Source organism: Neokomagataea thailandica NBRC 106555 (genome assembly GCF_001598495.1).
GTDB lineage: Bacteria > Pseudomonadota > Alphaproteobacteria > Acetobacterales > Acetobacteraceae > Gluconobacter > Gluconobacter thailandicus_A.
The window spans coordinates 36,417-58,930 of record NZ_BCZB01000010.1 but is presented as its reverse complement, the minus strand read 5'-3'; the positions used below and the strand labels follow the sequence as shown (position 1 = coordinate 58,930).

General features: G+C 52.0%; 19 protein-coding genes. 14 read left to right on the top strand and 5 right to left on the bottom strand.

Annotated elements, in window-relative coordinates:
• Positions 1-115: 115 nt before the first annotated feature.
• The 3 genes from NTH01S_RS04870 to NTH01S_RS04860 are packed head-to-tail and all read right to left on the bottom strand — an operon-like array spanning position 116 to position 1,471.
• Positions 116-349: a homocysteine S-methyltransferase family protein gene (locus NTH01S_RS04870; RefSeq protein WP_068170301.1), complete on the bottom strand. Its 234-nt coding sequence runs from the start codon at positions 347-349 to the stop codon at positions 116-118.
• A complete protein-coding gene (locus NTH01S_RS04865) occupies positions 339-1,154 on the bottom strand; it encodes an exodeoxyribonuclease III (RefSeq protein WP_084366999.1) in 816 nt (271 codons plus the stop codon). Before NTH01S_RS04865 ends, NTH01S_RS04870 begins: the two co-directional genes overlap by 11 nt.
• On the bottom strand, positions 1,127-1,471 hold the full coding sequence (locus NTH01S_RS04860; RefSeq protein ID WP_068170298.1) for a HesB/IscA family protein: 345 nt from the start codon (positions 1,469-1,471) through the stop codon (positions 1,127-1,129). The genes NTH01S_RS04865 and NTH01S_RS04860 overlap by 28 nt, the downstream gene beginning before the upstream one ends.
• A 201-nt stretch (positions 1,472-1,672) precedes the next feature.
• Here NTH01S_RS04860 and NTH01S_RS04855 point away from each other — a divergent pair, with 201 nt between their 5' ends.
• The 9 genes from NTH01S_RS04855 to NTH01S_RS04815 all read left to right on the top strand — a co-directional run bounded on the left by NTH01S_RS04855 (position 1,673) and on the right by NTH01S_RS04815 (position 10,993).
• A complete protein-coding gene (locus tag NTH01S_RS04855) occupies positions 1,673-2,836 on the top strand; it encodes a deoxyguanosinetriphosphate triphosphohydrolase (protein WP_068170297.1) in 1,164 nt (387 codons plus the stop codon).
• A gap of 52 nt (positions 2,837-2,888) precedes the next feature.
• Positions 2,889-4,694 (top strand): arginine--tRNA ligase, encoded by a 1,806-nt coding sequence (gene argS / locus NTH01S_RS04850; protein ID WP_068170411.1) that lies wholly within the window; start codon positions 2,889-2,891, stop codon positions 4,692-4,694.
• The gene (locus NTH01S_RS04845; protein ID WP_068170295.1) at positions 4,694-5,950 is read left to right on the top strand and encodes an SPOR domain-containing protein; all 1,257 of its coding nucleotides are present in this window, start codon (positions 4,694-4,696) and stop codon (positions 5,948-5,950) included. The genes argS and NTH01S_RS04845 overlap by 1 nt, the downstream gene beginning before the upstream one ends.
• Before the next feature lie 7 nt (positions 5,951-5,957).
• Positions 5,958-6,713, top strand: a complete 756-nt coding sequence (locus NTH01S_RS04840; RefSeq protein ID WP_245642183.1) for a segregation and condensation protein A — start codon at positions 5,958-5,960, stop codon at positions 6,711-6,713.
• Entirely contained in the window at positions 6,710-7,297 is a 588-nt protein-coding gene (gene scpB, locus NTH01S_RS04835; protein ID WP_068170285.1) for an SMC-Scp complex subunit ScpB, read from the top strand. The genes NTH01S_RS04840 and scpB overlap by 4 nt, the downstream gene beginning before the upstream one ends.
• 32 nt (positions 7,298-7,329) lie before the next feature.
• Entirely contained in the window at positions 7,330-7,908 is a 579-nt protein-coding gene (gene tatB, locus NTH01S_RS04830; protein ID WP_068170282.1) for a Sec-independent protein translocase protein TatB, read from the top strand.
• A complete protein-coding gene (gene tatC, locus NTH01S_RS04825; protein ID WP_068170279.1) occupies positions 7,905-8,690 on the top strand; it encodes a twin-arginine translocase subunit TatC in 786 nt (261 codons plus the stop codon). Before tatB ends, tatC begins: the two co-directional genes overlap by 4 nt.
• Positions 8,691-8,719: 29 nt before the next feature.
• Positions 8,720-9,988 (top strand): serine--tRNA ligase, encoded by a 1,269-nt coding sequence (gene serS / locus NTH01S_RS04820; RefSeq protein ID WP_068170276.1) that lies wholly within the window; start codon positions 8,720-8,722, stop codon positions 9,986-9,988.
• 144 nt (positions 9,989-10,132) lie between these two features.
• Positions 10,133-10,993, top strand: coding sequence for a glucose 1-dehydrogenase (locus NTH01S_RS04815; RefSeq protein WP_068170270.1), 861 nt, complete (start codon positions 10,133-10,135; stop codon positions 10,991-10,993).
• Between the two features lie 221 nt (positions 10,994-11,214).
• Here NTH01S_RS04815 and NTH01S_RS04810 read toward each other — a convergent pair whose 3' ends face one another.
• Positions 11,215-14,511, bottom strand: coding sequence for a glycoside hydrolase family 99-like domain-containing protein (locus NTH01S_RS04810; RefSeq protein WP_068170267.1), 3,297 nt, complete (start codon positions 14,509-14,511; stop codon positions 11,215-11,217).
• 598 nt (positions 14,512-15,109) lie between these two features.
• Here NTH01S_RS04810 and metX point away from each other — a divergent pair.
• The 5 genes from metX (at position 15,110) to NTH01S_RS04785 (ending at position 19,849) form a co-directional block, all read left to right on the top strand.
• Positions 15,110-16,231 (top strand): homoserine O-acetyltransferase MetX, encoded by a 1,122-nt coding sequence (gene metX / locus NTH01S_RS04805; RefSeq protein ID WP_068170409.1) that lies wholly within the window; start codon positions 15,110-15,112, stop codon positions 16,229-16,231.
• The gene (gene metW / locus NTH01S_RS04800) at positions 16,231-16,830 is read left to right on the top strand and encodes a methionine biosynthesis protein MetW (protein WP_068170264.1); all 600 of its coding nucleotides are present in this window, start codon (positions 16,231-16,233) and stop codon (positions 16,828-16,830) included. Before metX ends, metW begins: the two co-directional genes overlap by 1 nt.
• Before the next feature lie 61 nt (positions 16,831-16,891).
• Complete coding sequence (locus NTH01S_RS04795) at positions 16,892-17,497, top strand: nitroreductase family protein (RefSeq protein WP_068170261.1); 606 nt, start codon at positions 16,892-16,894, stop codon at positions 17,495-17,497.
• A 312-nt stretch (positions 17,498-17,809) separates the two neighbouring features.
• Positions 17,810-19,150 (top strand): DEAD/DEAH box helicase, encoded by a 1,341-nt coding sequence (locus NTH01S_RS04790; RefSeq protein WP_068170255.1) that lies wholly within the window; start codon positions 17,810-17,812, stop codon positions 19,148-19,150.
• A gap of 348 nt (positions 19,151-19,498) precedes the next feature.
• Complete coding sequence (locus NTH01S_RS04785) at positions 19,499-19,849, top strand: ArsC family reductase (RefSeq protein WP_068170253.1); 351 nt, start codon at positions 19,499-19,501, stop codon at positions 19,847-19,849.
• Between the two features lie 48 nt (positions 19,850-19,897).
• Here the strand turns inward: NTH01S_RS04785 and NTH01S_RS04780 are convergent, their stop codons facing one another.
• Positions 19,898-22,480, bottom strand: coding sequence for a TonB-dependent receptor plug domain-containing protein (locus NTH01S_RS04780; RefSeq protein WP_068170407.1), 2,583 nt, complete (start codon positions 22,478-22,480; stop codon positions 19,898-19,900).
• Between the last annotated feature and the right edge of the window lie 34 nt (positions 22,481-22,514).

Sequence of the window (22,514 nt, the reverse complement as noted above, 5' to 3'; positions counted from 1 at the left end):
ATATTTTTAAATGACAAAGAATGTCTCGGGCGGAAGCTTGTGATTGCCCAGTTCACAGTTGCGCTTTGTTTCAATGCGCCGGGTGCGTTGAGTGTAATGCTGTGCTGAAGCGGTGTTATCGTCTGAAATATGCAGCAAGGGCGTGAATATAATCTGGGCCAATACCGCAGAAGCCGCCAATGATATCTGTGCCTGAATCCCGCCATTGCGTAGCCAGCGCTGTATAACGTGAGGGGCCTAAATCTTCACGGAGGGGGGAGGTGACTTTATTGGCGGCGTCTGTGCTGTCATGATAATGCGGCGTGAATGCATTGGCATAAGCGCCGATTTTAGGCTGTTTACGCCGCAAGTTCGATGATGACGGGCACGTGGTCTGAACATTTTTCACGAGCGCGTTCATCGCGGTCAATGGTGATGCTCGTGAGGCGCTCTGCCGCGCGGGGGGATAGGAGAGCGTGGTCAATGCGCAGGCCAGAATTGCGCTGGAATGCAGCGGATTGATAATCCCAGAAAGTATAATATGGCCCGGTTGGATGCAGAGCGCGTAAGCCATCGGTTAAGCCTGTCCAGAGCAGGCGGCGGAATGCAGCGCGTGTCTCTGGACGGACGAGTGCATCACTTGCGGAGAGGGCTTTGGGGGCAAGGTCTTCATCGGTTGGACAGACATTATAGTCCCCGATGAACGCAAAGCATGTATGCGTGCTTAGTAGCGTGCGTGCGCGCTCTGTCAGCCCGTCAAAAAAGGCCAGTTTGCGTGCGTAGCCTTCTTCGCCGCCGGAATTTCCGTTCGGGAGGTAGAGGTTGCCTAGGGTGAAGCCATCACACTCGATCTCAATATAACGAGACGAAGGGTCCGTAACGCCGGGGAGGCCCGTCATGGTGACAGTGAGTGGGCGGCGGGAAATGATTGCCACGCCGTTATAGGCTTTCTGCCCCAATATCGCGACGTGGAAGCCAGCCTCGGCAAATGACGTGGGGAACTGGTGTTCTTCGCACTTAATTTCTTGGAGGGCGAGGAGGGTGCAGTCCGGGTTACGGTCTAGCCAATCATGGACCAGATGGGCACGTGCTCGGATAGAGTTGATGTTCCAAGTCGCGAAGCGCAGCGGGGTATTGCTCACAGGATTTATGCCAATGAAAAGCTGGTGCCACATCCGCAAGAGGATGCTGCATTGGGATTGGTGACGGTAAAGTGAGCGCCCATGAGTTTGTCAATAAAGTCGAGTTCAGCGCCTTCGAGGAGGTCAAGGCTGGTTTCATCGACAATAACGTCAGCACCGTCTCGGGTGAGGCGGTGATCATCGGCATTTTGTGTGGTGTCGAGCTTGAATTGGTATTGGAAGCCATTGCAGCCGCCAGCCAAGACCGCAACGCGTAGCGCAAGGCCCTGCGGGTCTGGTTGGGCGGCAATGATTTCGCAAATACGGGCTGCGGCGCTGGCAGAGATGGAAAAATTGGGTATGTCAGACATGTGGAGGATATCCGTTCCGGCTGGTCCGTTCCGTGTGGTGGATTGAGGAGTAGCACACTCCCATATGGCGATGGAATGCGTAGAGACCAAGAGCTGGAGTTGCGTCATGCCGTATGGAGCGTAAAATGGGATCGCCAGGGTTGTCCCTGACAGAGACCCAGCCGGTTCAGTTGGGTTGCTCAAGGCAAGGATGAAGACAAGATGCCGGCCATTTATGCTGTTCAAGACCGTGGCGCGCGTGGGCGTTTATTTGCAGAAGATGAAGGCGCAACACGTTCCCCTTGGCAGCGCGACCGTGACCGGGTTGTGCATTCGACGGGATTTCGGACGCTGCAATACAAAACGCAGGTCTTTATCAATCATGAGGGTGATTTTTTCCGTACCCGCCTGACCCATTCTTTAGAAGTCGCGCAGATTGCGCGCTCTATTGCGCGGAGTTTGGGATTAAATGAGGATCTGACGGAAGCCTTGGCGCTGGCGCATGATTTGGGGCACACGCCTTTTGGCCATGCGGGGGAAGATGGCCTCTCGAAAGTGATGCAAGATTGGGGTGGGTTTGACCATAACACACAGTCTTTGCGTCTCGTGACCAAATTGGAAGCACGCTACCATACGTTTGATGGCCTGAACTTGACGTGGGAAACGTTGGAGGGGCTGGCCAAGCATAATGGCCCAGTTTTGAAACCTACGCCGTATATGGCGGAGTATGATGCTATTCATCACCTGGATTTGCAGAGTTTTGCATCGGCAGAAGCACAGGTTGCGGCATTAGCGGATGATATTGCCTATCACGGCCATGATTTGGATGATGGTTTGCGAGCTGGACTTTTGACATTTGAAGATATTGAAGACTTGCCGATTGTAGGCGAAGCGCTGGAAAAATCACGGGCTTTAGAGCGTGAAACGGGGCGTGGGAAGCAAGATCAGGCGCAGCGTGCGCGGCATGAGACGGTTCGTTTGGTGATTAATGCGCTGGCTACGGATTTGACGGAGCAAACGCGCCGGAATTTGGAAGTGTTGAACCCCCAATCAGCAGATGATATTCGTCATGCGCCGAAGGCAGTCGTCGCCTTCAGTCCCGAAATATGGGAAAAAAATAAAGCGATCCGGACATTTTTATATGCGCGGCTTTATCGCCACTGGCGCGTGAACCGCATGGCGCGTAAAGCACGGATTGCTGTAGCGGAGATTTTTGAAACCTTAACAGATGAGCCAAGGCTCTTACCTGATCCGTGGCGGGACCGGGCCGAGGCTGCTGATGATAAGCAACTTCGCCGTTTGGTGGCCGATTATATTGCTGGAATGACCGATCGTTTTGCGATGGAGGAACATCGGCGGTTGACGGATCTCTCTGTGCTGGGTTGATAAGGCCACGCTTTTTTTGACGATGATAGACACGACAGGACTCGAACGCATCATGGACGCAGCTTCTTCCACCCTTACGACCGACTGCTTGTTCGCACAGACGCGCGAATTAGTGTGCACGGCTCTGCGCTCTGTGGTGCCAGATGTGCCTGATGCTGTGTTGGCACGAGTGGAAGTCACGCCACCACGTGATGCGGCACATGGTGATATGGCGACGAATGCAGCACTGCTGGCTGCGAAGCCCGCGCGCCGTAAGCCGGTTGAGATTGCGGCGGACTTGGTTAAAGCACTGAGTGATTTGCCGATAATTGCAAAGGCGGAATCTGCAGGCCCAGGCTTTGTGAACATCACATTGAAGGCAGATGTTCTGCAGGACGTGACGCGTACGGTGCTGCGTGCGGAGAGTGCTTTTGGTCGTTCCCGTTTGGGGCATGGCACGCGGGTTAATGTGGAATATGTTTCAGCGAACCCGACAGGCCCAATGCATGTAGGGCATTGCCGTGGTGCTGTGGTGGGTGATGCGCTGGCCAACCTGTTGGAAGCGGCGGGCCATGATGTCACGCGGGAATATTACATCAATGATGCAGGGACGCAGGTTGTTGCCCTGACATGGGCTGTGTATTGGCGTTATTTGCAGGCTATTGGCACGGATATTGATGCAGAAACCTTTGGCAAGCTAACGCCAAATGGGCTGCAATATCAGGGAGAATATCTCATTCCGGTTGCTGAGGCGATTGCCGCAGAACATGGCCGCACATTGGCTGCTGAAGATGGTAGCCCAGCTGACGTGTCCGTCTGGTTCGAAGTCGTGCGCCAGACGGCTTTGGTACGGATGATGGCTGCTATCCGTGAAGATCTGAACGCTCTCGGTATTGAGCATAAGGTTTTTGCATCGGAAGCTGAGACGTTGGCTTCTGGTTTGGTTGATGACGCGATTGGTCAGTTGGACGCTAAGGGCCTGCTTTATGAAGGTGTGCTTGAGCCACCTAAGGGTAAGACGCCTGAAGATTGGGAACCACGCCCACAAACGCTGTTCCGTTCCACGGATTTTGGTGATGATACCGACCGTGCGTTGCGTAAGTCTGATGGAACTAACACGTATTTTGCCAATGATATTGGCTATCACGCCCAAAAGGCACGCAATGCTGATGTGTTGATTGACGTGTTAGGTGCAGATCACGGCGGTTATGTCTCACGGATGCGGGCAGCTGTCTCAGCGCTGACAGAAGGTAAGACGGGCTTTGAAGTTGTGATGTGCCAGATCGTGCGCATCATGAAGAACGGTGAGCCTGTGCGTATGTCCAAGCGTGCGGGAACATTCGTGACGCTGCGTGATCTTCTGGATGAAGTTGGGCGTGATGCGGTGCGCTTCACGATGTTGACGCGTAAGGCGGATGCGCAGATGGAGTTCGACCTTGACGTGGTCGTGGCACAAACGCGTGATAACCCTGTGTTCTATGTGCAATATGCCCATGCGCGTTGCCGTTCTGTCTTACGTTCTGCCGCGACGATGTTTGGTGCAGATGCGCTGACGGTTGAAAGCTTGAACGGTGCGGATCTGTCCGGCTTGTCATCAGATGCAGAAATCGCTGTGCTGCGCCGTTTGGCAGCCTTCCCGCGAACAGTTGAAGCCGCAGCCGTAGCGCGTGAGCCGCATCGTATCGCAACATATTGTGTAGATTTGGCGTCTGACTTCCATGCATTGTGGAACCGTGGGCGTGACGATGCAGCACTGCGTTTCTTGCATGAGAATGACCGTGCGTTGAGCTTGTCAAAATTAGCGCTGGTTTCTGCTCTTGCTCAGGTATTGCGTAATGCTCTGGCCATTCTTGGCGTGGAGCCGGTGGAGGAAATGTAATGGCAGATGGTGGTGACGGCTATCGGCATGATGAACCACCACGGCGGGATGATCTTCCTCGCCGCCCGTTAGGGGGCGGGGATGACCGTGGGTCTGCTGCACGGCCACCGGAGAGCCGTCCGCAAGGGCGTGAGCGGTTGAGCCAAGATTATGATGATGTGCCGTCTCGCCGTCGTGGCGCGGCACGTCCTGCGAATGCAGTGTCACCAGCTGGACAGGGGAAGGCAAAGGCTGTTGCTGGTGCAGGGGTTATGTCGTTCCTTGGAAGCGACCCGGCGACGCGTAAGCTGGTAGGTGGTGCTGTCGGCATTGGAGCGGTTTTGCTGGTTGCTGTCGGGGGCTGGAGCTTGGTTGGCAAGAATCACGGTGGTGTGCCCATTATTGGGCCGCCGTCTGGGGCTGTGCGTGAAGTTCCGGCAGATCCTGGTGGTATGCAGTTGATGGCCGGTGATGACAGCACAGATATGACAGGCAGCGGAGAAGCACACTTAGCTCCGGGACCAGAACAGCCTGATACGAAGGCTTTTGCACGGCAGTACGGTGCGCCTCCGGCACCAAAGCCGGTAGCACAAAATACGGTTACGTCTCCTGCGGCTACGGCAGAGAAGTCAGCGGATGCATCGTCACTGAATGCACAGCCGAAAGATGGTGTGGCATCTGACGCAGCAGAAGGGGAGCAGACGCAATTGGCTGACGCTGCGCCCAAAACCTCTTCTGCGCAGAGTGAAGCGCCTGCACCGGTCAAGCATGTGTCACCACCAGCACCTGTAAAGGCGGGGAATGTGGTAACACCGAGTGATGATGATGCGGATGCGGCCGAGACGCCTTCTTTGCCGGCTGTTCGGTCGGCGGTGACGTCCCGGCGGGTTTCTCCAGAGCGGGAGCGTATTATTCGGCAAGAGGTCGGGCCCGCTCCTGCGCCTGCGCCACGCCCTGCTGTGGCAGCGCCTTTGCCGCCGCCATCTCCTGTGCCGGAAAGTGATGATACGCCACGCGCGGCATCGGGTAATGGGCATCATGAGGTGCAATTGGCTGCGCTTAATAGTGAAGCCATGGCGCATCATGAATGGGAGACCTTGCGCGTGCGTGCTGCAGGTTTATTGAGTGGGCATACGCCGCTCTTTGAGCATACGACGCAGGGAGACCGTAGTTTTGTGCGTCTCCGTATTGGTGGTTTTGCTGATAGTAAGGCTGCCCGTGCGTTTTGTGTGAAGCTGCATGCGCAGTCTATCGCGTGTACGCCAGCGCAATTTTGAGTGTGCTTTGAACGACGATACGCTCCACCTCACGCTGGATGGTTATGAGGGGCCTCTGGATTTGTTGCTTGAGTTAGCTCGGGCGCAGAAAGTGGACTTGGCTCAGATTTCCATTCTGCAACTGGTGGAGCAGTATCTTGCTCTAGTGGAAAAGGCGCGTGCTGAGGCACGTTCTTTTCGGCTGGAATTGGCCGCTGATTGGTTGGTTATGGCGGCGTGGTTGGCGTGGTTGAAGTCACGCTTGCTGCTGCCTGTAGAACAAAATGATGCCACGGCTGAAGAAGCGGCAGAATTATTGCAAGAGCGTCTGGTTGCGTTAGAGCACATGCGTGAAGCTGCCTTGTGGCTCGGAAAACAGCCCAAGTTAGGCGTTGATGTTTTTCGGCGGGGGGCTGGAGAAGATCATACTGAAATTGATCGCTCTGGGTTGAAAGTAGACCTGACATCGTTGATCACGTCTTATCTGTCTGCACGTCGTAGAACGTTTAAGAAGCGTGTTTATACGCCCAAAATACGCCGATATTGGAGCTTGCAAGATGCTTTGGCGCGGTTAAAGGCCATGTTGTCAGATGGGGTGGGGGAAGAATGGTGCGCTTTGAATGCCATCGTGCCAGATATTTTTCCAGAAGAAGAAACGACTATTGGACGGCATGCGGCTCTGGCAGGTTCTTTAGTCGCAGGATTGGAAATGGCTAAAATAGGGCGTGTTCAGCTGCGGCAGGATGAGGCTTTTGCCGATATTCATTTTCGGAGTGTACCATGAAGGGCGCGAAGAGCATGAATGCAGCATGTTTGCTGGAGGCATTGATTTTTGCCTCTCCAGAGCCTGTTCGCCTCTCAGAAATGGTAGATCTTTTGCGTTCGCAAGGTTTAGAAGTACATGCTCCAGAAGTACTTCTGGAGATACAAAAGCGTTTTGAGCATCATGCGATTGAATTGGTTGAGGTGGCTGGTGGCTGGCAGTTTCGGACACGTGCCGAATATGCGGGGGCTTTGACGCGGGTTATCGAGAAACCACGGCGTTTGAGCAGGAGTACGATGGAGACGCTTGCTGTTATTGCATATCATCAGCCGTGTACGCGCTCAGAAGTGGAGGCTGTGCGCGGGGTCTCTTTAGGGCAGGCGGTGTTGGATGCGCTCTTGGAAGACGGTTTAGTGTCTCCCAAAGGGCGAAAAGATGTGCCGGGTCGGCCGGTATTATGGGGCACAACGGCGCGTTTTTTAGAAGTATTTGGTTTGTCTTCTTTGGCGTCTTTGCCGCGCCGGGAGGACTTCTTGCTAGACCGTGCGACGACAGAAGATACAGAAACGGTAGGAATGACGCGTGATCCGCAAGATGAAGGATAGGCGAGAAGGCCGTGAAGGGGTAGGGTTGGCGCATGTTCGACTTTAGTTTTTCTGAGATTGCGCTGTTCGTGATCGTGGCGATGATTTTTATCCGCCCGAAAGACCTGCCTGTTGCGATCCGTACAATTTCGAATGGGATTAAAGCGATGAGGCGGATGGCTTCAGAGTTTCAGTCTCATGTGGATGATATGGTGCGTGAAGCGGACCTCTCCGATGCACGTGATGAGTTCCGAAATCTACGGAATTTCAATCTGCGTGATCGTGTTGGGCGTTTTGTTGATGCAGATGGCTCTTTGAGAGAAGGTTTGTCACTGGATGACAAGCATGATCCATCGGCATTACCGCGTGTACCACCTGCGCCATTGCCTCCACCGCCACCTATGCCGGAAGCGTATGAGCCATTTGGTGGGGGAGCGCCGGTAGAGCAGCCAGTCGTTGAGCATGTGTTAAATGAGGATGTCGCGCAGGCGCCTGTGATTATGCCGCCAAGCACGGCGCGTCGTTTGTTAAGAGAGCGTTCCCGCTGGGAGGCTCCGCATATTTTACCCCCGGTGCGGACGCTCCATCATGGCCGCCGTGTGCCGATTAGACGTGAGGAGACGCAGGCATGAGCGAGGCGGATGCACTTGATGATAAGCCGATGCCTCTGCTGGAGCATATTGTAGAACTTCGGCGGCGGTTAATCTGGTCGATTGCAACGTTCGTGGTGGCTTTTGGGATTTGCTACCACTTTTCAGGTGAGTTGTATCGGTTTCTAGCTGCGCCTTTGGGCACAATCATGCGGCAGAAGGGGGAGCAGCCACATTTGATTTATACGGCGCTGTATGAAGCGTTTTTCACGTATATTCGTGTGGCGTTGTTCGGGGCGACGTTCTTATCGTTTCCGATGATTGCCATTCAGGCGTGGATTTTTATTGCACCGGGTTTGTACCGGAGTGAAAAGAAAGCTTTTGCACCGTTTTTAGTGGCAACGCCTGTCATGTTTTTGATGGGGGCAGCGCTGGCTTACTACGTTGTGTTCCCGTTTGCGTGGCAGTTTTTCCTATCGTTCCAGAGCGGTGCGCCCGGTAGTGACGGGATGCAGATTGAGTTACAGGCGAAGGTTTCAGAATATCTGACCTTGGTTACCAAAATGATCCTTGCTTTTGGGGTGTGTTTTGAGTTGCCGGTTGTTTTGACGCTCTTGGCGCGTGTTGGGTTGGTGAGCGTCGCTCAGTTAAAGAAATTCCGTCGTTATGCGGTTGTGGCGTCTTTTGCAGTCTCTGCTGTGATTGCACCGCCGGATGCGATTACGATGTTGAGCCTCGCAGTTCCGCTAGTGGCGTTGTATGAGGTCTCTATTCTTACGGCACGTTTGGTTGAGCCAAAGCCGGAGCCTGATGATGTTGATTGATTGTAAGACGAAGAAACGGAGCCTGAACCATGCACGACCTTAAAGCCCTGCGCGCGGACCCCGCCGCGTTTGACGCAGCTCTTGAGCGTCGTGGCCTTGCTCCGGTCGGGCAAAAGATTGTTGAAGAAGACGAAGCACGTCGTGCAGCATTAGCTGCACTGCAAGACGCACAAGCGGCACGTAAGACAATCGCGAAAGAGATCGGGCAGGGTAAGCGCAGCGGCGCGGATACGAGCGAATTGGAAGCGCGGGCAGTCGCTCTGCGTGAAGAGATCGTGACGTTAGAAGAAAAGGCGAATGCTTTGCAAACGGGCATTGATGATGTGCTCAAAGCATTGCCGAACCAGCTTGATTCTTCTGTGCCGGATGGCAAGGATGAGAGCGATAATGTTGTTGTGCATGCGCGTGGCACGGTGCGTGATTTTGCGTTCACACCAAAACAGCATTTTGAATTGGGCGAACAACTTGGCCTGATGGATTTTCCGACGGCCAGTAAATTGTCCGGTGCGCGATTTGTGGTGTTACGCGGTGCCTTGGCGCGCTTGGAGCGTGCGTTGGGGCAGTTTATGCTCGACACGCACACCACGGAGTTTGGTTATAGCGAAACGACCGTGCCGCTTTTGGTTGGTGATGATGCCATGTATGGCACGGATAAGCTGCCGAAATTTTCGGAAGAATCTTTTCGTACAGAAGATGGCCGTTGGTTGATTCCAACAGCTGAAGTGCCTTTAACCGCTTCGGTTATGGGAGATATTCTTCCAGAGACTACGTTGCCGATCCGTATGACGGCTTTGTCCGCGTGTTTTCGTTCTGAAGCGGGGGCATCTGGGCGTGATGTACGTGGGATGTTGCGTCAGCATCAATTCATGAAATGTGAGTTGGTGTCCGTGGTTGCGCCTGAGGCAAGCGATGATGAACATGAACGCATGACGCGGGCTGCAGAAACAGTGCTAGAACGGTTGGACATTCCTTTCCGTCGTATGCTGCTTTGTGCGGGTGATACGGGTTTTGGTGCGGCTAAGACGTATGACCTTGAAGCATGGTTGCCTGGGCAGGGAGCGTGGCGTGAAATTTCATCCTGCTCTAATACGCGTGCGTTTCAGGCGCGTCGTATGAATGCGCGTTATCGGACGGCTAAGGGGCCAGCCTTTGTGCATACGCTGAATGGTTCTGGCCTAGCGCTGGGGCGTACGATGATTGCGCTTATGGAAACATATCAAAATGAAGATGGCAGCATTACAGTGCCGGAAGCTTTGATCCCTTATATGGGCGGTATGAAGGTGATTACGGCCGTTTAAGCCATTATTGCGGAGTGATGTTCTTTCTGGCGGTTGTCTCTTCACAGATAGGTGATGATGGCAACAGTCAGGCAGGGGGCGGCGTTTTCTCGTGCAGAGTGCTCCTTACGTGTAAGGGGCAAAAATTTTGAGCGAGTTTCTGTCATGCCCACAAAAATCCCTCCGCAATCACAGGAACATCAGCCGGGCAAAGAGTCCGCGTTAGAGCCATTGGCTGTACATATCCGTGAAGATTATCGTGGGAGCGGTAAGCTTGCGGGTAAAAAGGCATTGATCAGCGGTGGTGATAGCGGGATTGGTCGTTCTGCAGCGCTGCACTTCGCCCGTGAGGGAGCGGATATCGCGTTTCTTTATCTGGAAGAGCATGATGATGCCCAAGAGACAGTCCGTCTCATTGAGGCTGAGGGGCGCAAGGCTCTGGCGATTGCGGGTGATGTCGCTTCCAGTAGCGTATGCAAAAATGCGGTCGAGCAGGTCGTTCGTGAGTTTGGTGGTCTTAATATATTAGTCAATAATGCTGGCATTCAGGTTGTGAGTGAAGATATTTGCTCAATTTCTGATGATGAATGGCAGCGCCATATGGATATTAATATCAACGGATATTTTTATCTGGCGCGCTCAGTTGTTCCGCATTTGTCGTCAGGTGGGGCAATTATTAATACGTCTTCTATTAATGCCTTTATGGGCAATAAGGCGCTGCTTGCATATTCGACTACTAAGGCTGCAGAACTCGGTTTTACACGTGCTTTGGCCTTAGAGTTGGTGTCTCACGGCGTGCGGGTGAATGCGGTGGCACCTGGTCCGGTATGGACGCCTTTGCAACCTGCAAGTTGGGGGCCTATTGATCCGCAGACGGTTGCCGATTTGACGAAAAGCACTCCCATGCAACGTTGCGCAGACCCTGCGGAGTTGGGGCCAGCTTATGTATATTTAGCCAGTGATGATGCTTCTTTTGTGACGGGTCAGACGTTGCATGTGAATGGCGGCATCATTGTGAATGGTTGATATTTTCATAGGGTGGGTCTTTTGTGCGAAGATCCACCCTATGAAAAGAGGTCTTTAGAGCCTGTTTGAAAATTGGCTGAAATGTGCCTTAAGCTCTGGATATAGTCGCTAGAGCGAAGAGGCTGTCATTTTTTTAACTTCTATTGTTTTATAAAGCTTTTATTTACACTTTTTCTGTATTTATTTTGCATAATTATTTTTTGTTTGGGTAAGTTGAGACGTTATTTTATTAGAGTATGGATGGAGTTTATTTCGTTCATGTGGGTCGTGTAGTCTAGGGTGTGGGTGGCCGACTGAGGGTGCCTGCGGTGACTATTTAATGTCTGGCTGATATAAAGCACTTCGGCATGATCATGATCTAGTAATTCGATGTATGCGCGCCAATCTCCGGCTATTTTATAGGTTTCGAGGTCGTTTTTACAGCGCTGTAGTGCGTTGCCTAGTGCAGCTCGTTTGAAGATGGCGCTGCTAACATTCAAGATGGTGTTGCGTTCGGAGAGGCATGATTGGATGAAGTGACGGCCTTTAAAGCATGCATCATGATCTAACAAGGTGCCGGTGCTTTCTGCGCAATAAGGTTTATAGCTGGGGTGGAGTACGCGTCCTTTCGGGTCGATGGCGCGACTATCCGAAAAGGCCATAACAGCGTTGGGTTTTTGTAGGGCGGCATTAAGAAGATTTTCTAGGAATGTTGAGTCGCAGAGGTCATCGGCTTCAGCGATCCATATCCACTCACCTTGGGCGAGTTCGAGGCCTTTTTGCCATTGGTGAAAGACGGAGCCTGATGAGGTGCGGTTGGTGACAAGGCGGATTGTGCGTCCCCAGTGATGTGCGGTTTCTTGCGCTAGGGCTGGGCTGCCATCATGGGATGCATCATCAAGAACAATAATTTCAAGAACGGGGTGAGTCTGGGCAAAAATAGAGGCCAGTCTTTGGGCTAGATATTGTGCGTAATTATAAGACGGCACAACAACAGAAACACGTGGAAGGTGTGGAATAGTATGAGCTAAGAGGTGATCCACATAATGTGTAAAATTAAAGCGCTGTGCCATCCGGTGTGATTGCAGTTTACGTTGCTGTGCTGTGAGTGCCGGTGTGGTGGATATGGAATGTGCCATATCGTGCACATGCCCAAAGGGTAGGATATGGTGCTGTAAGAGGGGCTGTGGTTCTACGTTGAGTTTTCTGAGTAGGTCAGGAATTCCTCCGGTCTCATCAAAGGTCAAGCAGGGAAGGCCAGAAGCAATCGCTTCAAGGGCGACGGATGGGTAGGGATCTTCACGTGATGTAAGGGTGAAGAAATCGGCGGCGGAAAGCCAGTGATTAACATCTTTAACGTGACCAAGCATATGAAACCGCTTGCTTTTTGAGGCGTATTCGAGGTCACGCATGAGGCCTTTATGGAGGGTGGGATCGATATCTCCCAACCAGAGAGCGTGTGTATCATCTGGTAGATTGCGCCAAAGTTGCACGAAGAGATCGAACCCTTTGCGTATATCTGCGTACCCGATGCCGATGACGAGTTTTTCTGTGTCGGAAATGCCTATTTGTGCGCGTAACTCACGTCGTATCGGTGTTGTATAATGAATATGTGTGTAGAGGCCTTGTGGGAGAATATGCAGTTTAGGGTTGCTTGATAAAAGAAGCTGGTGCGCAACAAACGGGGCGGGTGTAATGATGGTTTGAGCCAGAGCGCAGGCGATATCCATACTCGGCCGAAGTTGCCGTTCTTGGATAATATAAGGCAGCTCGTGAATTAAAAATGTAAAGGCAATCTGAGCGTTATTAAGTGAGGGAGATATGCTGGCGGTAGCGGCGCTGTTCAATATGGCGTGCTGAAAGCCGTTCTTATGAAGATGTCTCAGTCTTGCGGTGAGGTCCGGTGTATCTGAGGGGAGGATATCGACCGGTGCAATGGCACGATATTCATCAAGTAATGCTCCGCCATCAAGAAGAATAAATCGTAAATCTATTCCTCTTTTACTTTTGAGGGTACGTGCAATTTCAAGGAGAAGGGTCTGCGCACCGGCAGGAAAAGCATCGTGGCCAATGAGTAGAAGTTTTGTGGTGTTTTGTGTGGTATGAAAGCCTGCGCAGGCTTCTGCGGTGGCGTTTAAATAGGCGCTGCCGAAATGCTGGTCAGGCTCTAAATATGCGCCTTCAGCCCATTCATTCCATGCGTTTACGCATATAAGGGTTTCGTTATAAAATGGGTTATTTTGGGCATAGGTAATAAGACCATTGAGCCATTTTTTATAGAGAGCGGGGGTGGAGCCGTGCAGGACAAGGCCTTTGCCTTGGCGGCGTGCGTCATTGTCCCATGATGGGCATGCGGTACGGATGAGTGGGTAAGGAGGGGGGCTTTCCTGTAGGGCGTGTGTGACGATGTCTTCATAATCGTAAATTTGCCCGCTAAAATCTTCATCAAATAATGTGACATCGTCATTTAAGAGAGGGCGGCCATTAACGATTTTATGAGGGGGAAACTCGAACGCGCCATCAGCCCCGAATGGGCGCGGATCTGTGCTGTCGAAGGCTTGTCCTGTTATGATGAGGGGGCAAAGGTTGTGACGATTTTTAAAAATTTGTCGCCAGCGTGCAATGGTGCTGTGCGGGTTGGGGATGGTGTCTGGGCGGTAAATTTTTAGCAGTGGCCGTTGATTGATATGAATATAGCGCGGGTCTTTCATATAGCGTGCAAAGCAATCAATGAGGGCGTCATCATCTTCAGGATGGTAATTTTGTGCGATGAGGAGATCGTCCTCTGATCCATCCCATCGGCGGCTCCAGTTTTCATTGGCCCACATAAGGCAGAAGGGGAGATCAATTTCGGGGTGCTGTAATAAAATTTCGAGCGGCGTTTCGAGGAGGCGCTGTCTATTAAACCAATAAAAATAGAATACAAATCCTTCTACCCCTGAATCGCGGGCCATTTTGGCTTGTTGTGCGAGTAGGTGGGAAGAATTGATGGTATAATGTCCGAGATCACGCGGAATTCGTGGCTGATAATGACCAGAAAAGCGCGGCATGGTACGGGCTGTATTGGTCCATTCTGTAAAACCATTGCCCCACCAAGTGTTATTTTCTGGAATTGTATGAAATTGAGGGAGGTAATATGCCAATATACGAGCGCGTTTAACGGTATTTTGTGGGAGTGGTTTTTGTGTTTCAAAAAAAGGGCCAGCGCTGCTGAAGCGCTTTACATCTCGAAAAACGCTAATGCCATCAAGTGGTTGTGCTGGATGAATATCTGGTCGTGTTTTGTTGTTGAGATAGTGCAAAAGAGGGTTGCTGTCGGGCATAGATTTCAAATAACGCCGCCGATAATAAAAGGGGTCAAACCCTTCAAAGGGGCGTCTATTTTCTCGGAAACCTTGCAGCATATAATGTTCTAATGGGTCCATATTAGCTGCGGCGACGTCTGTGTATGTTTTGAGGTAAAAAGCGGGGTCAAACTCAGGAATGGGTCGTATATCTGGACGTTGGCGGTTTAAAAGATAATGCGCTAGAGCCAGCATGCCCTCAGGAATGGCATAGGTGTTTTTGTACCAAACGGGATCAAACCATGAAATTGGTTGGCGCCCTTCGTGTTCCCCTTGCGTGATATAATGTAGAAGAGGATCTTGTCGGACATCTCTGTTGTTGAGTATGTACCATCTTGGATCAAAGAGTGGATTTGGTTTTCGACCTTCTTTCCATCCGTAAGTATGATAATGCCTAAGTGATTCTGTTCCTATTTCTTTTAAATCTTTATTGTTATTGATATAATATATTGGATTAAATAACCCAGAATGACCTATTATATGAAGATTTTTTGTTTCATCTGTGGTTATTGTAACTTTCAATGTCTTGTTCCTAATATATTTCTTGAAAAATATATGTCTATTCACTCCTCATGGATCATATCACTCGTTAATTTATCGTCAATACCCCTGTGGGTTTACGATTTTGAGCCTGAGTGCCATATCTGGGGGGGCAGGTGAAGTGACTTTGTAGTCACGCTGTGGTCGCTATCGGTACGGCGGATGTGTAGGGAAGTGTGGTATGTCCAACGGTAATAATGAAAATGGTGCTACTGCGTCAGTTGGGCAGGGGGGATCTTTATTTACGCATAAAATGGTGCGGTTAGAGAATGGCTTATCACTGGAGTGCGGAGAAAGCATTGCGCCGTTAGAGATTGCTTATTGTACTTATGGAAACTTGTCTTCTGCGCGTGATAATGCTATTTTTATTTGTCATGCACTGACGGGGGATCAGTATGTTGCGGAACAAAACCCGTTAACCGGTAAGCCTGGGTGGTGGGCGCGGATGGTGGGGCCGGGTAAGCCCATAGATACGGATCGGTTTTTCGTTATTTGCTCCAATGTTTTGGGCGGGTGTCTGGGGACGACTGGCCCAACTTCTGTGTGTGCCGAAACAGGTACGGCATGGGACTGTGACTTTCCTCAAATTACGATGAAAGATATTGTTGCCGCGCAGGTAAAGCTGATTGATCACCTGGAGATTGGTCGGTTATTTGCTGTTATAGGTGGATCGATGGGAGGGATGCAGGCACTGACGTGGATTGCGCATCATTCAGAGCGTGTTTTTGCGGCGATGCCTATTGCGACATCCCCATATCATTCTGCGCAGAACATTGCGTTTAATGAGGTCAGTCGGCAGGCTATTTTTGCCGACCCAGAATGGCATAAAGGGCGCTATAGGGACTATGGCGCTATCCCTGCGCGCGGCCTGGGGGTGGCGCGTATGATGGCGCATATAACGTATTTATCGGAAGAAGCGTTAAATCGTAAATTTGGTCGGCGGGTAAGGCAGTCTGGCTTATCCTCTGACGCGTTTTTGTTTGGTGAAATGTTTGAGGTCGAGAGTTATTTGCGGCATCAGGGATCGACGTTTGTACGGAGATTTGACGCGAACTCGTATCTGACGATTACACGTGCCATGGATTACTTTGATTTATCGGCCGATCATGATGGAGATTTGTCGGTTCCGTTCCAAAAGTGCCCAACACGTATTTGTGTCGTGTCTTTTAGTTCCGATTGGCTCTTCCCGACAACGCAGTCTCGTACTTTGGTGAGGGCTTTGAGTCGGGCGGGAGCGAATGTCTCGTTTGTAGAGATCGAAAGTGACCGTGGGCATGATGCGTTTTTGTTGGATGAGCCTGATTTTGATCGCACGGTGAGAGGGTTCTTGGATGGGGCGGCTGAGCATGCCGGTTTGCGGAGAGGGCAAGGATAATGCGTGTTGACCAGCAACTCATTGCGGAAATGATTACCCCGGGTTCTCGTGTTCTGGATGTGGGAAGTGGCGATGGCACTCTCATTGATTATCTGTATCGCACGCGAAAATGCGATGCGCGCGGCATAGAATTGGATATGCAGAGTGTGACGCAATCTGTCGCGCATGGTTTGCCTGTTGTGCACGGTGATGCTGACCATGATTTGGCGCATTATCCGGATGATACGTTTGACTTTGTGGTTTTGCAAAGAACGCTTCAGGCTGTTGAGCGGCCGCAAGAGGTTTTGCGGCAGATGTTGCGTATTGGACGGCACGCTATCGTTTCATTCCCGAATTTTGGTTACTGGCGCTTGCGTTTGCAGCTATTGACCACGGGCCGCATGCCTATGACGCCGGTTTGGAGTACGCCGTGGCATCAAACGCCGAATATCCACCCCTGTACGATCCGAGATTTTGTCGCGTTGTGTGAAGAGGAAAATTATACGATCCGGCAGTGGCTGGCGATTGATGAAGATGGTGCAAAAGCGCCGTGGCGTCGTTCTGTACGGTGGGCTAATCTTTTTGGTGAGCAGGCGCTGTTTTTATTAAGCCGCCAGTGAATGAAACCTGTTGGGAGTGGGGCGTTAACGGAACGCTACTTCATCACGGAGACAATGTGCCATGAATGCTATTATTGATGCGATGCGTGCACGGCGTGCGCAAAAGAGCTTTGATGCTTCTTATGTCATTTCAGATGAAGAATTGACTTCTATTCTGGAAACAACGCGGCATGCGCCAACGGCGTTTAACCTTCAAAATTATCGTTTCTTAGTGGTGCGTGATGCGGAGCAGCGCCGTAAAATTAAAGAGGTTGCGTGGAATCAGCCGCAGGTTGAGGATTGTGCCGCACTGATCGTTTTATGTGCTGATGTTCAAGCATGGCAAAAAGAGCCTGCGCGTTATTGGAAAGATACGCCAGAACAGGTGCAAAACATTTATACGGGTCTTATTCAGCAGTATTATGAAGGAAAACCGCAGGTCCAGCGTGATGAAGCTTTCCGCTCCTGCGGTATAGCGGCGTATGCGCTCATGATGGCTGCGGCTGCGCATGGTTTGCAGACCTGCCCTATGGATGGGTTTGACTTTGATAAGGTGGCAGAGATTATCCGCCTGCCTGAAGATCATGCGTTGGTCATGTTTGTTGCTTTGGGGAAGGGGCTGGAAGCGCCTAAAGGACGTGGTGGATTTTTGCCACTGAATGAGATTGTCCTGCACGATACGTTCTAACCTCGTGTAACATTTTGGATGGTAAAGAGGCGTTTTGTGTCTCTTTGTCATGGTTCTCTTGCGGGCGCGAGGGAGTTGCTATAGTGGTGCCGCCCTCGGCTCGTGGTTTGTAGAGCCGAGGGTGATGGTTTTCCGTTACGTTGTTCTTATGGAGCACGGGCGTAACGATGCTGAGAGCAAAGCTTGTATCTTTGTCTTAAACGCTAGAAAGCATCTCCGCTTGCGTTCAGGGTTCGTGCCGCTATGCGCGCTATGATGCGTTGGACGCCGCTTACTCGCGAACCGTGTTTAGCCGTCCCTTAGGAGGGGGCCATGACAAATTTTGCCGCGCTGAATCTAGCGGATCCTATTCAAAAAGCGTTGACCGAAGCCGGTTACGTTACCCCGACCCCTATCCAAGCGGGTGCCATTCCGTATTTGCTTGAGGGGCGTGACCTGCTCGGTCTAGCGCAAACGGGTACAGGCAAGACCGCCGCTTTTGCATTGCCTATTCTTGACCATCTGTGCCGTGAACGCCGCAAGGCACCGCCAAAGGGTGTGCGTGCGCTGGTGCTGGCACCAACGCGTGAACTGGCGTCCCAGATTGCGGAGAGCTTTTCGACTTATGCGCGTCATATGCCGTTTAAGCATGCTGTCGTTTTTGGCGGTGTGGGGCAGGGGCGTCAAATTGAAGCAATGCGCCGTGGCGTAGATGTGCTGGTGGCGGCACCGGGACGTTTGTTGGACCTGATCGGTCAAGGCCATATAGATTTATCCGCTTTGGAAATTTTGGTTCTTGATGAAGCAGACCGTATGCTGGACATGGGGTTTGTGCGGGATATTCGTCGTATTATGGCGTTGGTTCCCGAAGAGCGTCAGACGCTGTTGTTCTCGGCAACGATGCCTGCCTCGATCAATGACCTTGCACATTCATTGCTGAAAAACCCTGCTAAAGTGCAGGTCACGCCTGAATCCAGCACGGTGGACCGTATTCGCCAAGCTGTGATGTTTGTGGATACGCCGAACAAAAAAGACGTGGTTCATATGCTGGTGGATAGCCCAAATGTGGTGCGGGCTGTTGTCTTTACGCTGATGAAGCATGAAGCCAATAAAGTGGCTGAATTTCTGAACAAAAAAGGCATCACGGCGGAGGCTATTCACGGTAATAAATCACAAGGTGCGCGTGAGCGCGCTATGAGTGGTTTCCGTAACGGTACGCTGAAAGTGCTGGTTGCTACGGATATTGCCGCGCGTGGTATTGACGTTGATGATGTGACGCACGTCTTCAATTATGACCTGCCAAATGTGCCTGAGTCTTATGTGCATCGTATCGGCCGTACGGCGCGTGCGGGCCGTGACGGCTGGGCGGTGTCGTTGTGTGATGCCGAGCAGCGTGCGTGGCTGCGTGATATTGAGCGTAAGATTGATAAGGAGATTCCGGTTGTGACGGATCATCCATATCATTCTGATGCAGCGCAAAATTCGACACAGCGTCCGCCCGTTTTAGGCGGTGGCCGTGGTGGTGGTGGTCAGCGCGGTGGTGGCGGCGGTGGCCGTCGTCGTCCGCAGCAAGGGGGCGGTGGTGCTCCGGGTGGTGCTCCGGGTGGTCGCTCGAATGGTGGCCCTCGTGCGGGTGGCGGCCGTCCACGCTCATCCGGGCGCCGTCCATCCTAAAAATCTTATGCCTGTATGGTGTTGTCTGTAGGGCGTAGATGATTTTTACGCCGGTACAGTGATGATATAAAGGGCATAATGTATTGGTACTCCGGGCTCTTTCTTCAGGGCTCGGAGTTTTGTTTTAAGTGCTAGAATATGCTGCTTTTGAGGGAGCTCTCTACGGGGTAGAGATAGCGCTCATCTCTTTTTAGCGTATTGCCGCCATCTGTTTTGAGTTCAAATAAGGGCTTTAGAGCGGATTTCTCTTAAAGCATTCTTGTCTTGCTGCCGTGCTGGCGCCGGTGGTGCGTTATGGTCACTGATTGATCGAAGATCTGTCTGCCCTACGAAGTGAAAGTGAACGCTATGATCATTCTGTATGGAATTAAGACGTGTGACACCGTGCGGAAAGCCTGTCGCTGGTTGGATGCAGCAGGGATTGCTTATCAATACCATGATTTTCGTAAAGATGGCCTCACGCGTGATGTTCTGGAAAGCTGGTTGCCGCAGGTTGGGTGGGAGACGTTGCTTAATCGTGGCGGCATGACATACCGCAAGCTTTCAGTGGAAGAGAAAGAATGTTTCAGCGCGGATACGGCTCTTGAGATGTTCTTGGAGCAACCAACGCTCATGCGACGCCCTATTATGGTAAAGGGTGGCAAGGTCTTACATCTGGGCTTTAAGCCGGAGCAGTATGACGCTTTGTTCGCGTTGTAAAAAAAGAAAAGCCGCCCCTTTGAGTGGGGCGGCTTTGCTGCTCGTACTTTAGAAAGTTGCGTTGATACGGCCGTAATAATAGCCGCCAAACATCGGGACCTGTGCAGAGTCTTGATCGTACACACTGGCTCCCAAGGAGTTGAGGTTTGCGGGGAGTTTACGCGGGCGGATGTTGAAGAGGTTATTCCCGCCAACGGCAACGTGCCAGTGATCATTGAAACGGTATCCGACTTCAAGATCGGTCAGCCAGCGTGGTGTGTTCTTAAACTGAGCAAAGCATGAGTTAGAGTATTGAAGAGCTTGGTTGTTGGCCTTGGGGCAGACTGCCGCAGATGGTGTCCAGTCTTCATAGGTCATCATACCTGTGGTTTCCCCGTAGCGGGTTTGACGCAGGTTGACGTCCCAGTTTTGGTAGGTCCAGTAAGCGTTCAAGATGAGCTTGCTGCGTGGATATTCCGTTGTAATCGCTGCGATATTTTGTTGGGTTAAGAGCTGTTCCCCATTGGAGCCAATACCATTGTGGTGCAGACGTGTGCGGTTCAAATCCAGTGCGGCGGTAACGGCGAGATTGCCGTATTTGTGTAGGTGGAAGAGATAATCCGTCTTGATATCCAAGCCCTGTGTACGGGTGCTTGCTCCATTGGCGAAGTACGAGGCTGTGACGTTGGAATAATCCGCAGGGCTCAGGTCGCTCGGGAGGGCAAGGCCCATTTGCTTGATCGCGGCAACGGCGGTCGGGCCATTGGTTGTGCCGCCTTGGACGACGCGGTCACGGATATTGATTTGATAGACGTCCGTTTCAATATGCCAGCCGGTGACAGGTTCAACAACGATACCGCCGCTTGCGCTGACGGAACGTTCCGGCTTCAGAGGTGACGCACCGAGAGAGCGTGCTGCGGCTGAGTTTACAGGAAGGAGGCCGCCAGCGCCGTTCGGGGCAACGTTGAGAGCGCTGAAGTTTTGTTCAGCCAGTGTGGGGGCGCGGAAACCATTGCTAATGGTGCCACGAATGCCAATACGCTTGGTGAAGTCATAACGGGTTGAGACTTTGCCAATCGCGTTATTGCCAACGTCGGTGTAGTGCTCATAACGGCCTGCGAAATCGACCTCCCATTTCGGGGTGAAGTGGAAGTCAGCATCTGTGTAGCCAGCCCAGATGTTGCGCCACCATTTACCTGCATCTTGGGGGGTCAAGCCTGCATAGCCTGCTGTGCCGCCCATAAGGTAAGATGCTGGGTTTCCTGCGGTAATCTGGTAGCCATCCAAGCGGTGCTGCGCGCCAAAGGCCCAAGTGACCGGAACGGCGTTAAACAGGCTAAAGTGACGGCGGAAGTCCAGCGTGTTGGTCCACTGGGACATGCTATATCCCTCAGCAAGGGCATCTGTCGGCGTATAGCCAGTGGCTACGTAGAGGGCGTGGTTGGCTGTGTTTTTATTGCCGATACGATCAATATCTTCGCCATATACAGTGCTTAGATCCCAATCGAAGCCATAGACTTGGCCTTTCAGGCCGAGGATCGTGCCGAAGTCGTTTTCTTCGTTGGTTTCAATAGGCGAGAAGCCGAAGGGGTGGACTTCAGGAGCTTTGTTGGGGGTACGGTAGTTTTCAAAGGCTTCCGAGTGGCGGTGCGCGTAGCTGACTTGTCCGTAGAAATCGATATTATCGTTGATGCTGCGGCCGAAGTTGATGAAGAGGTTTTCGCGTGTCTCTTCCGGTGTGCTCATGATTTTGTTGCTGGTAGCTGGGGGCTGATACCCACCAGCAGGTGCGGTGTATAAGACGGATGCTACACCGGGTGGTGTATAACCGATCAGGCGATGATCAAAGACGTTTTTAGTAATGAAATGGTCAGAATGTGTGAGCTGTGCGCCAATATGGACGTAGCCTGTGTCTCCCCATTTGAAGCCGCCATCGCCATTGACCTGATATTGCCAACCGTCGCCATTATAGGCATTCGCACCGCTTTGCGCGGAGATATTGAAGCCGTGGCTTTGTTTCTTAGTGATGATGTTCACAACGCCAGCGATGGCATCAGAGCCATACATAGCGGCTGCACCATCTTCTAAGACTTCAATATGATCCACCATATTGGCGGGGATCATGCTAAGATCGACCGGGGTGGCGCCAAATTCTGGCCCGCTATCTTGGTAGATATTCGCTGTGGTATGGCGGCGTTTACCATCGACAAGGACGAGAACTTGGTTGGGGTTCAGGCCGCGCATACGAATGGATGATGTGAGAGCGCCGCTATCTCCGCCCATATTGGAGACGTTGATCTGCGCGTAGGTATGCGTGATGGCATCCGCTAGGTTAACGGCACCAGACCGGCGGAGCGTTGCATTAGAAATAACGCTAATCGGCGCAATGCTCTGCCGTGCGTGGCGGTTCGTTGCATGTGTGCCAGTAACGACGACAGATTCATCTTCTGAATGAGGAGCGCTATGGTGCGGGTGTATGATTGGTCCTGCGTGTGATGGGGAGGGGGCAGGCATTGTGCTGAGAACGGGGCTCTGCGTGTGTGTATGTGCTTTATGGCTATGCGTTGTGGCTGCGAGTGCGCTGGAAGCTTGAAGGCTCCATGCCGTCGAGGCAAGAATGGTGGCTCGTAAAAGGTTCTGACGCAGTTTCATGATGGTCTCTATCCCAATGGCGATTGGGGTTAAG

Coding starts and splice junctions, on each gene's coding strand:
- NTH01S_RS04810 (WP_068170267.1), bottom strand. CDS start 14,511: ATGCTGGCTCTAGCGCATTATCTTTTAAACCGCCAACGTCCAGATATA.
- NTH01S_RS04845 (WP_068170295.1), top strand. CDS start 4,694: ATGGCAGATGGTGGTGACGGCTATCGGCATGATGAACCACCACGGCGG.
- NTH01S_RS04785 (WP_068170253.1), top strand. CDS start 19,499: ATGATCATTCTGTATGGAATTAAGACGTGTGACACCGTGCGGAAAGCC.
- NTH01S_RS04855 (WP_068170297.1), top strand. CDS start 1,673: ATGCCGGCCATTTATGCTGTTCAAGACCGTGGCGCGCGTGGGCGTTTA.
- tatB (WP_068170282.1), top strand. CDS start 7,330: ATGTTCGACTTTAGTTTTTCTGAGATTGCGCTGTTCGTGATCGTGGCG.
- argS (WP_068170411.1), top strand. CDS start 2,889: ATGGACGCAGCTTCTTCCACCCTTACGACCGACTGCTTGTTCGCACAG.
- tatC (WP_068170279.1), top strand. CDS start 7,905: ATGAGCGAGGCGGATGCACTTGATGATAAGCCGATGCCTCTGCTGGAG.
- NTH01S_RS04780 (WP_068170407.1), bottom strand. CDS start 22,480: ATGAAACTGCGTCAGAACCTTTTACGAGCCACCATTCTTGCCTCGACG.
- NTH01S_RS04795 (WP_068170261.1), top strand. CDS start 16,892: ATGAATGCTATTATTGATGCGATGCGTGCACGGCGTGCGCAAAAGAGC.
- NTH01S_RS04815 (WP_068170270.1), top strand. CDS start 10,133: ATGCCCACAAAAATCCCTCCGCAATCACAGGAACATCAGCCGGGCAAA.
- NTH01S_RS04790 (WP_068170255.1), top strand. CDS start 17,810: ATGACAAATTTTGCCGCGCTGAATCTAGCGGATCCTATTCAAAAAGCG.
- metX (WP_068170409.1), top strand. CDS start 15,110: ATGGTGCGGTTAGAGAATGGCTTATCACTGGAGTGCGGAGAAAGCATT.
- NTH01S_RS04865 (WP_084366999.1), bottom strand. CDS start 1,154: ATGTGGCACCAGCTTTTCATTGGCATAAATCCTGTGAGCAATACCCCG.
- metW (WP_068170264.1), top strand. CDS start 16,231: ATGCGTGTTGACCAGCAACTCATTGCGGAAATGATTACCCCGGGTTCT.
- NTH01S_RS04860 (WP_068170298.1), bottom strand. CDS start 1,471: ATGTCTGACATACCCAATTTTTCCATCTCTGCCAGCGCCGCAGCCCGT.
- serS (WP_068170276.1), top strand. CDS start 8,720: ATGCACGACCTTAAAGCCCTGCGCGCGGACCCCGCCGCGTTTGACGCA.
- scpB (WP_068170285.1), top strand. CDS start 6,710: ATGAAGGGCGCGAAGAGCATGAATGCAGCATGTTTGCTGGAGGCATTG.